The sequence below is a fragment of the Paraglaciecola hydrolytica genome (assembly GCF_001565895.1).
In the GTDB taxonomy this organism is placed as follows: Bacteria; Pseudomonadota; Gammaproteobacteria; order Enterobacterales; family Alteromonadaceae; genus Paraglaciecola; species Paraglaciecola hydrolytica.
Genome location: NZ_LSNE01000007.1, coordinates 149,023 through 159,789, shown reverse-complemented (window position 1 = coordinate 159,789; position 10,767 = coordinate 149,023). Strand labels below are relative to the sequence as shown.

Annotated in this window: 9 protein-coding genes; 4 read left to right on the top strand and 5 right to left on the bottom strand. The window is 34.4% G+C overall.

All coding sequences use genetic code 11. The features are described 5' to 3' along the window. The first annotated feature begins 182 nt into the window (after positions 1-182). The 4 genes from AX660_RS14495 to AX660_RS14480 are packed head-to-tail and all read left to right on the top strand — an operon-like array spanning position 183 to position 4,414. Positions 183-1,172: a Wzz/FepE/Etk N-terminal domain-containing protein gene (locus AX660_RS14495; protein WP_068378196.1), complete on the top strand. Its 990-nt coding sequence runs from the start codon at positions 183-185 to the stop codon at positions 1,170-1,172. Between the two features lie 32 nt (positions 1,173-1,204). Continuing rightward, on the top strand, positions 1,205-2,410 hold the full coding sequence (locus AX660_RS14490) for a glycosyltransferase family 4 protein (RefSeq protein WP_068378194.1): 1,206 nt from the start codon (positions 1,205-1,207) through the stop codon (positions 2,408-2,410). 7 nt (positions 2,411-2,417) lie between these two features. After that, complete coding sequence (locus AX660_RS14485) at positions 2,418-3,674, top strand: hypothetical protein (RefSeq protein ID WP_068378192.1); 1,257 nt, start codon at positions 2,418-2,420, stop codon at positions 3,672-3,674. Continuing rightward, complete coding sequence (locus AX660_RS14480) at positions 3,659-4,414, top strand: glycosyltransferase family 2 protein (RefSeq protein WP_068378190.1); 756 nt, start codon at positions 3,659-3,661, stop codon at positions 4,412-4,414. Before AX660_RS14485 ends, AX660_RS14480 begins: the two co-directional genes overlap by 16 nt. Here the strand turns inward: AX660_RS14480 and AX660_RS14475 are convergent. The 5 genes from AX660_RS14475 to AX660_RS23330 all read right to left on the bottom strand — a co-directional run. Beyond that, complete coding sequence (locus AX660_RS14475) at positions 4,392-5,693, bottom strand: oligosaccharide flippase family protein (RefSeq protein ID WP_068378188.1); 1,302 nt, start codon at positions 5,691-5,693, stop codon at positions 4,392-4,394. The genes AX660_RS14480 and AX660_RS14475 overlap by 23 nt on opposite strands. Next, entirely contained in the window at positions 5,683-6,918 is a 1,236-nt protein-coding gene (locus tag AX660_RS14470; RefSeq protein WP_068378186.1) for a glycosyltransferase, read from the bottom strand. The genes AX660_RS14475 and AX660_RS14470 overlap by 11 nt, the downstream gene beginning before the upstream one ends. Then, positions 6,919-8,163 (bottom strand): colanic acid biosynthesis pyruvyl transferase WcaK, encoded by a 1,245-nt coding sequence (gene wcaK, locus AX660_RS14465; RefSeq protein ID WP_068378645.1) that lies wholly within the window; start codon positions 8,161-8,163, stop codon positions 6,919-6,921. 78 nt (positions 8,164-8,241) lie between these two features. After that, a complete protein-coding gene (locus AX660_RS14460) occupies positions 8,242-10,317 on the bottom strand; it encodes a secretin N-terminal domain-containing protein (RefSeq protein WP_068378184.1) in 2,076 nt (691 codons plus the stop codon). Positions 10,318-10,324: 7 nt separating this feature from the next. Then, positions 10,325-10,767: hypothetical protein (locus AX660_RS23330; protein ID WP_162266425.1), on the bottom strand; the 443-nt coding region annotated here is incomplete at its 5' end.

Below are 10,767 nucleotides of genomic sequence, written 5' to 3'. Positions count from 1 at the left end.
TGGGTATTATTGCTGAGATGTACCAAGTAACTTCCAGTGCAATGATGATTGTTTTTATATTAATATTTTCGATTTATCACTTTTTTCTTTCCCGCCAAGATAAATTAAGAAATGTTTACACCGTGCATTAATTTAAACTTCTTTTCAAAAAATCAACATTTACAATTTATGTCAGGACTTAAATGACCAAAAGAGAATGTGAGGAACATAAAGCTATCCCACAACAAGACATGATGCTAACAGTCCCTATATATGCATCCAGAAATAATGATGAATTAATTACTATTACAGATATCATTTTCGCACTAGGAAGTAACAAAGTTTTAATTGTATTATTGGGATGTTTTTTCATGGTTTTAAGTTCTATTGCAGCTTACATGCAAACGCCAATTTACAAAGCGGAAATAATTGTAATTCCTTCAAAGAGTTCCCAAGGGAATTCAATCAACAATATTTCTAGTCAATTAGGTGGGTTAGCAAGTTTAGCGGGTGTAAACTTTAATAATCAGGCAGTTGATAAAACCCAAATAGCTTTAGAACAAATTTATTCTAAAGTGTTTTTGCAAGAGTTCGTAAATAAACACAATATATTGGTGCCTCTTTTAGCTGCAGCCACATGGAATGAAGATATACGTCAGCTTGAAATTGATGAAACTCTTTACAACACAAATGAGGGAATTTGGATTACTAATGACTCTCACATAAAAACATCACCAGATATTTGGGATATACAAAATAAATTTAAAGACATACTGAAAATTAGTGAAAGTAAAGCAAGTGGATTAATTAAAGTAACTCTTGAACACTCATCACCGGTACTTGCAAGTAACTGGCTAAATTACCTTATTACCGATTTGAACCAATTTAATCAAAATGTAGACACTCAAAGTATTGAGAAAAACATCATTTATTTGAAAGAACAGCTAACAAAAACTGAAGTGGTTGGAATGCAAACAGTCTTTTTTAGTTTGATTGAAGAACAAACAAAGAAATTAATGTTAGCAAATATTGAAAGTGATTACCTATTCGAAGTGGTAGATCCTGCTATAGAACCGAATAAACCAGCCAATATCCCAAAATTGCTAATTATCATACTGGGTGGATTTACAGGGATAATGATAGGAGTCATATTTACTTTCTATAAATTACTTAAAACAAAGTTAACTACTTAGTAACTGTCAAATTCAGTTTTAAAAAATCAAAAATGAAATATATTTTATTAACAAACATAAGTTACTTTCCAGACTACGGAGGAGTCGAAAACTCAATAAAATATTTATCCAAAGCATATTGGCATCTTGGCTATAAAGCTATTATATTAGTGGGTCAATCGAAGGGCCAAGCATTTAAAAGGCTTACCGAAACGCCAGAAGGCTTTATACTGCGATTTCGATTTCGACCTTTTAATAATGATATATTGAATTTAATTTTTTTGCCTTGCTCAATTTTTGATTTTATATGTTGTTTGTTGTATGTGAAATATCGCTATAAGCCAGTAATGGCTCTTGCAAGAAATCAATTGGTTTCACCGTTAACTAGTTTGCTTTTTAATAGATGCTCAATATATTTGGCTCCTGGATTTTCAAAAAACCAACAAAAATCAGAAAACCTTAAAAGCGCTAGTATTAGTGGATTAGAGATATTATTGGGGAAAGCTAAAAAATTTATTCATAGTTTTTTTGATCGTTTATCATTAAAACTAGCGCAAAATATTTTTGTATTTTCAGACAATATGTACACACAAGCGCTAAATTGTTATCCAAAATCCCAGTTTAAAATAGGCATTGTCAAACCTGGTGTAGACACAGACTTTTTTAAACCTGCATCTTCGTTTTCAGACAAAGTAAAACTCAGAAGGAAGTTATTAGTCCCCGAGAATAAACACGTTATTCTGGCCGTCGGCAGATTTGTATCAGCTAAAGGTTTTGACCTATTACTTAATGCGTGTAAAGAATTGCCGTGCGACTGGCATCTAATAATAGTTGGCGATGGTAGAGATTTTAATCATTTAACCAAATTAAAAGAAAAATGGGGCATTTGTCACAATGTTAGCTTTCCAGGTAAAGTTGATAACGTTGACGAGTTTTATCGTTGCGCCGATGTTTTCGTTATGTCGTCAAGGTACGAGCCCCTAGGCCAAACATTACTAGAAGCTATGGCCACAGGAACTCCAATAATTTCTTTTCGTAATAACGGAGCATTTATCAACGCAACACAAGAAGTTGTTGGGAATTTAGCTACTTACACTGATGAAAATAATGTAGCTTCATTGATAAAATGTATAACAAAAACCTTAATGCTACCAAGCACTAATCTCAAAGAACAAAGTTCAAGCTTAAGATCGCTTGCCGAAGAATCTTATTCGTGGAATACACTTGCAAACACGCTATTAAAATCAGTCCAGGATTAATTATTCATTGAAAGCATTATTATTACCAACGCTTTTTATTTGTCTCTATTTTCCTACATTTAATCAGATTTTGGATGATAAAGGAAAACAAGGTTTTTTCATACTAACCTTGGTTTCCACCATTTTTATCGTTGGTTATATTTTTCGCAGTCAATTTAAAGTATCACTTTCAGCATCGATATTCATTTTAGTAACAAGCCTATGGCTAATTGTAATTGCTATAAGTTCACTATTTAGTATCAACACCTTAATGCTGCGTGATTTTATGGAACTTTACCGCCCTATATCCTACTTGCTGAGCTTCCTATTTGGCTACTACATGGCAAAAGATTCAACCTCAATTAGTAATTACATTGGACGCTACAGGATTCTACTGTTTAGTGTGTTTGGAATTGTATTATTAGCAATATTATCCTTCATGTTATTTGACGTATTTGGTAAATATATACTGTCTTTTTATACAAAAGATCACAATGTTTTTACTCGTCGACTAACTGGTACATTTAACAACCCGTATGACTTTGCATTTGTTGCGCTTTTGCCATTTTGTTATGCATTTATCAGCTACCTACGGCTGGGTAACTACAGAATGCTGCTAATCGCATTAGTAAGTTTGTTAGCTGTCATATTATCACAAAGTAAAGCGGGTTTTCTTTCACTCATATTTTGCTTTTCCCTTATTTATTTATTTTATCCCTTTGTTTTTAGTATCCGTAAAATCAGTGTTGCACAAATGGGGCGGTTGCTTGTACTGCCAGTAATCGGTGGAATTGCTTCTATTAGCTTTATATTGTACATGGGAGATCAAATTTCGTATTTGATGGACGGAATAAATAAATTACTTGAAGGACAAGGTGACAAATCAACAAATATTAGAATATTGCAGGTGGAATTCGTTATTAATAGTTTTATTAATCATCCATACAAATTATTCTTTGGGTTTGGGCCTAGCAAAGCAACTGTCGAATTTCTAGAAATGCTACCTTTATTATATCTTTACAGGTATGGAATATTAGGTCTTGTTATTCTTGGATATTGGATCGCATGGGGTACATTTATCTGCTATACAAAAGCCAAATTAGAAAATGTTGAAACGATGAAATTGATTTATTTTGCGACTTTCACATGGTTTGCAAGTGTTTTAACATCTGGAATTGGTAATAATGTTATTGACCAATCAAGGGTTTCTTTCATCTACTTTTGTTTGATTGGTTTTTTTACTTATTCACTACCTCGTCATAGATTATTATGCAAAATCATTTAATTAGCATTGTTATGCCTGCTCGAAATGCACAAAACACTATTGAGCAATCGATTCAGTCAGTATTACAACAAACATACTCAGAATTTGAACTACTGATTTGTAATGATGGATCAACAGACAGTACGAAAGATATAATAAACTCATTCAAAGATACTCGAATAAGGATGCTCAACAATGTTGCCTCTTTAGGTGCGGCTGCAGCACGAAATGCATGCCTTCGTGAGTCTATGGGACGTTATGTTGCATTTTTGGATTCAGACGATATATGGGCGCCTTCAAAACTAGAAACACAATTAGAATTTATGTTAAGTAACAACGTTGCATTTAGTTATGGAAGTTATAACATTTTCACTGAACGAAAAATCACAGGTACGTTTACCCCCCCCAAAAAAATAAGTTTTAATCACTTATGCAAGAAGTGCGATATCGGTTGCCTAACGGTAATGATAGATATTAGCCTTACAGGGAAATTCGAAATGCCGAATATATGTAAAGAAGACTACGCAACTTGGCTAAGTATAATGAAAAATAATATCATAGGGTTTAAATATCCAGGGATTCATGCAAGCTACAGAACAGGTGAATCTAGCTTATCATCAAATAAGCTACATGAAATTAAGCGACAATTTAAAGTCCTAAGAAATGTAGGGAAACTCTCTATTCTTAGGGCAACAGGTTGTGTTTTCTATTACACAATAAATGGCTTATACAAACACTTTATTGCGTATAAAAGAAAGTAAACGATATAATTAAATACAATACGGTCAGACATATCAACCGGGTTAAATGTTTAGTGATACTAAAAGGGCAAAGATATTTAGAAAAAAACATCACTGAATAGCCTGTTATGAAAATTTGTGTCATAGCTAAAATTAAGGCAAACCCATTAACACTGCTTATATAATAAGCAATAGCAAGCCCCAGTATAGAAATAATACCAGCAACAATATTCCATCGAAATTCAACGTTGCTGCGCCCCATCGCTTGAGCAGCAATACCAAACACCCCTCCCATCGGCCGGAGAAAACCAATAGCAAGTAAAATCATATATAAACCCAAAACTGCATCATAATCTTTACTAAGAAAGTATGGAACAATCCACCAAACAGCTAAAGCACAAATAGAGTAGATTGCTGTATTTACAATCAACACAACATTTACGCTCTTTTCATAAAGTATTTGAAATCCATCAATGTCACGCTGCAGAGCTGCAAAACGAGGTAGTATAAGTCTACTCACAACTGGCATTGTCAATTTTATAGGCTGCATTACCATTTCTTTAGCAAGAGAATAAATTCCTAAAGTTTCAATGCTTAATGCTGCACCAATAACTAATTGGTCTAATTGGGTTCGCAACTGATTTACAGTGTGTGAGCCGAGCTGATAAAGACCGAATGAAACAGCTGGTTTCGTAATGCTCCAATCAAATACAAATGCAGGATGCCATTCCTTTTTACTCTTTAATATAAGAAATATTAGTTTAATTGCTGACGCCAAAATTATTCCCCATAAATAACCTAGAAGCCCCAATCTCAATTCAATAATAAGGTAGATAGAAAAAAATAAACTTGGTAATTTAGACGTAATTTCAATTTTAGCTAAAGACGTATTTTTGAAATTTTTAATAAATTGGGATTGATACTGATTGCTAAAGCCTATTAGTAAAAAGTTAATAGACACCAGCAAAACACCTTGAGTAATTGCCACAGATTTATAAATATATCCAATTGGATAAGCGACCAATAACAACAACAAAGCACACAAAAAACCAAGAGTTACGCTGATAATGAACAAAGTATTTTGTTGCGCTCTACTAATTCCCTGTTTATGTATTAAGTAACCAGATAACCCCGCATCTTGAATCACAAATGCTAGTGAAATAACGATATTTATTATTGCTAATTCGCCGATTACTCGAGGACTTTCGACTTGCGTAATAATGGCGTAGCAAATAAACACATATATAGCATTAAGGCATGAAGATAAAAATAACCAGCTTGCCTCCTTTTTAAGACTCATAACTGGTTTGTATGATTTTAGCTAGTTCTTGATAAAGTTTATGCTGATTAAAATCTTCCTCTATTTTATTTCTCGCGTTTATGCGAATAGCTTCTATATCTACTGACCTATTAAAAATATCCATCAATAATTTAGCTAGACTCTCAGCATCGCGCTCGGGGGCTAAAAATCCCGATACACCATTTTCAATTAACTCCGGAATTCCACTATGTTGAGTAGATATTGTTACAAGCCCTGTAGCCATAGCTTCCATCAAAACAACAGGTATACCCTCCATATCACCATCCGACGCTGTAACAGAGGGCAATAAAAAGATGTCAGCCTGTTTTAACATTTCTCTAAGTTCTTCTTGCGACTTAAGCCCCACCATTTTTATTTGTGTATTTAATTCAGCATTATCAATTTGCGTTTTCAACTCATTCTTTAGTGGTCCGTCACCGATTAACCAATATTCAAATTCAACAGATTGAGCTGCTAAAATTGTAAGCGCTTCAATTGCATAGGTAATTCCTTTTTTTTCGGTAAAACGAGCGACAGTCATTATTATTGGTCTTTTTTTCAAGGGTAGGCTTAATTCCCTGAAGGTAAACTCCTCAGTATTTATGCCCATGCGATTTATTTTAATTTTATTGGGAGGACACCCTAAATCGCACAATTTTTGACTCCAATTTTGGCTTATAGGTAACATCGCTGTACCTGAATTAAATAAATCCAGATAAGCCTTTTCATGCTGTAATAATATATTTTTTTTTGATATATCAGCCCCATGCACAACTGTAAGTAATTTTCCCTCAAGTTTATGTAGTTTTTTTAAATTGTTCGCAATGATACCTACAACACCAAAATGAGCGATGAAAACATCTGTTCTGATTGGTTCTCTGATACTCACATATAAAGCAGGCATTAGTAGAGACTTGGCTAAGGACCCAAATCTCGAAATATCAAATGCTAACCACAGTTTTGTAGTAAAAATATTTTTCGAAATTAAAAAGAGGCGTTTTATGAATTTTGAAACACTTATATCACCTTCATTTTCTGGGAGTAAATAGCGAGTTTTAGATAATATGTCATATTTTTCTAAAATCGCATGATTAACCAACTGACTGCTGCGTCTTAAAGCGACCACTTCGACGGTTAGTCCCAACTTAATCAAACCCGCTATCTGATTAATAACAAATGTTTCAGAAGTTGCTGGAAACTGTCCAAGAAAAAAAGTAACTTTCAATTATCTACCCTCAGCATCATTTATTGCCGTTAATACCATATTTCCAGCCTTACTTTTCTCCTCGAGCACTTTATTTTTAATCTCGAGGGCACTATGCTGTTTTTCATCAAGGCATTTAATACTGCGGCTAAATAGCCTACCGTCAAACAAACTAGTTACTTCCAAAGCGTTATCTTGCATACCTAACTGCTGCATAATACCAGCAGACTTGTGCTCATAATTTAGAGCGATTGCTTCCGTACCAAAGTTCATTGAAATAATTGCACTATGAAGCCGAGTCCCTATTGTCAACTGACAACTGCGTAACAGACTACCGAGTTCAACATCATTCAATTCGTCCATAACCACATGGAAATATTCACTTACTTTAACTTTTCGAGCTACACGCAGAGCAACCATCCTGTCATCTTTATGATAACTATCAATTCCCGTACAAGTCGAAAAGACTAGAACTTGGTGACCCAGCTCTATAAATTGATCGGCCAATTTGGCAAATGCAACTTCATACTCTTCTTGAGTAACACCTAGTCGTTTGTCAAATGGCGCCAATTCACGCATAGTCATCGCGATTGTGGGTCTTTGACTAATTAAAGCTTGTATATTGTCTACTTGAGCAAGTTCATTAGTGTTTACAAGCCACGCGGTATCTGCCCCTAAAAAAACTTTCGAGACGTCTATATGGGCGTCTTTAAGTAGGTCTAAACTTATACTTTCACGTAACCCCAACATTTTAACTCTTGAAAATACTTTACGTGCAATCCTATTAAACTGACTACGATGAAAGGGGCCGACAGAATGCCCTAGCATATATAATGGTTTATTTGCGATGAGAGCACATAAAGAATGCTCAAACTGAACTGTTCCGTATAGATCAACAAAAAATGAACCACCTACATGTATTACGGCGTCGTATTCCTTTAAGCTTTGAATATATTCTTTTACATGTTTTGGTAAATAAAATTGATATTTAAAAATAAGAGTAAATTCTAAAAGTAACGGTACTACAATGCGACTAAAAGACTTCCAAATACGATCCATATGTGAAGTGTAATTCTGGTGATAACTAAAAAGTGTATCGATTTGAAACGGTTCATTTAGCAAATATTCCGAGCTAGTTGGATATCGAGATACAAGATCAATTGAATGTTGTGGGAACTGCTTACCTATGTAGTGAACTATCCCTCTTAAAATAGCAGCATCACCTCGGTTTCCACACGTATGGTTACCTACTAACAATAATTTCATTCCGTTTCTCTCATTAAAAATACACAAAAAATAGCAAGTAATCCTACATATATGCTAAACACTTCTCCTCTGCAGCACTTATAGCTCGATTGGAATACTATAAAGCTCAGCCATCTTTCTACCAAATTCATCAACATCATTAGCTGTCTTAACAATCTTAGTGGTTATCAACATTAACAATTCTGTTCTTGTATATTCGTCACGTTTTTGTTGAAACAATTTACCGAACAATGGTATATCTCCTAGCTTAGGAACACGATTATCTTCATCTAAATTAGTTTCTTGGATCATTCCTCCCAGTACAATTGTTTGACCATCAATGGCTAAAACGGTGGTGGTTAGTGCTCTATTAGTGATGGTAGGTGTTAAACTTCCACCTCCACTACTACTGACACTCATTGAAACTTCCAGACTAATTACACCATCTGAATTGATAACAGGTGTAAAAGAAACTTGCGTACCTGTATTTTTATACTGAACTGTATTTGCGACTGTATTGCTATCGCCCACATCTTGTACTGATTCAGTTGTAATTGGGATTGAGTCACCAGAACTAATCGATGCGGACATCCCATCTTGTACAACAAGATAAGGTTTTGACAACACCCTAGTGTCGGTTTGTTCGTCAAGAAGATTTAACGCAACTTCCCAATTGCCTTTAATACCTGTAGCAGATAAGAGAGAGCTTGAAGACGTTAAATCAACGACCAATCCATTAGAGGCTGTCTGTCCCCGACTGTTATACAACCAATCTATGCCAGAACGAACGTTATCCGATAATGTGACTTCAACTATCGCGACGTCTAAAATTACCTGTCCTGGCAATTGATCTAGTTGCGTTAGCAAACTTAATACTTGTTTATATTCAGCTGGTGTCGCTTGAAATATCAATGCATTTTGAGTTTCATCAAAACTCATCGATAACCGACCTCCTCCGACAGAAGAGCTTAAGCGACCACCACTAGCAGAAGAGCTATTTCTGTCACTGGCATTATCAGTCGTACTTTCTGGTTGCTTTCGATCTGATTTAATACCTGTTATCAAAGCTGAAAGGCTTGTCATTAAGGCCGAAGCTTTTGAAAACTTGGGTTTAAATACATAAAATCGAGGTTCGTCTCCTGCTAAGGGAACGTCTAACTTTGCAGCCCAATATAATACTCTATTGATTATTTCTTCACTTGCAGCATATGCGACTAAAGCATTAATTCTCGGCATTGGTACAAAAGAATAGTCACCAGCTGCACCTTTTACAAAACCGTCCTCTTCCAGTAATACCTTAATTTGATCTTCTGCATCTTTAGGACTGATATGTTGAAATTCTAAAAGTCTAATTTCTCGACCATATGCTCTTGGTACATCAAGCATATTTACTAGCCGAATTGCGCGTTCAATTTCAGATTTTTCACCTTCAATAATGATCAGCTTTTGTTTACTTAAAATTGTGAGTTTTGTACTAGAAAGCTTGGACATAACATCCGTAATATTCCGACTTTCACTATAGACATAAGGTACTATCTGAGTTATTTCATTTATTGAATCAGGTATATCTTCTATAGCCTTACCGATACCAATAGATATGTCGTTCTTTTTTTGTTGTGGTGATATTTTTTGAAAGTAAACTATATCTTCTTTACGTAGAAGATTTATCTGGTGTTGACCTAACACATTTTTTGAAATCTGATAAAGTTCTATTTTAGATACAGGTTCAGCAATGCTTAAACTTACTTTCTCTTTTGCCACTTGTAACTCAGGCGCTAATACGTAGTTTAATTGTAAAATATCGCCATACACTTGACTTACAAACTCTACTAGACCCAGTTCATCTGCAACAAAACTAACTTTTAATTCATCAAACTTCGGCGCAACATTGGCAGTCTCAGATAACTTAGACAAGCCTCCAACACTCTCAATTGAAGATGTCTTAAAGTTGTTTCGAGTTCCTGTCTGAGGACTTTCTTCGTTATTATCGCGTGATGTTTTGCTTGAATTTTCAGTAGGCGTCTTGGACAGAAAAGAGCGTGTACTCACAAGTTTTTTTTCTTTACCTTCCTTTTTTGCATCATAATCACTGGCGGCACACCCACATACTAATAAAACTAGTATACCCACACCAATTAATTTGATAGTTCGAAATTCAAAATTGAACTGCTTCATAGTTTATTTATTTTTCCGGTAATTCAGATAAAACCATCGGTTTAAAAGCTTTAACTGTATAGTTAACATTATTCTTGCTGAAGCGAACATATCTTTCGGTAACGTCGGCAAGTTCATATCCTTCAATAAAGTCGCCTATCAACAAATTATAAGTTTTTGATACATTCCCTATATTTGCTTCTATTTTTACTTTAGAAATATTATCGATAATAATAATTGATTTAATTGATACCGGAATGTCACCTAATAATTCATTATCAGTAACAACTACGACATTTGGCACGTACTCAATGCCAAATAACTTTGCTACTTCATTTAAGTCATATTCTTTTTTTCCAGAATCTAAGAATCTATCTAAATCTCCAAAATGATCTAAATCGTTATTTTTAGATTCGTTATCAATATGTACAAAGATATTTTTCCAAAAAAGGAAAATAAAAAAAATGGCAA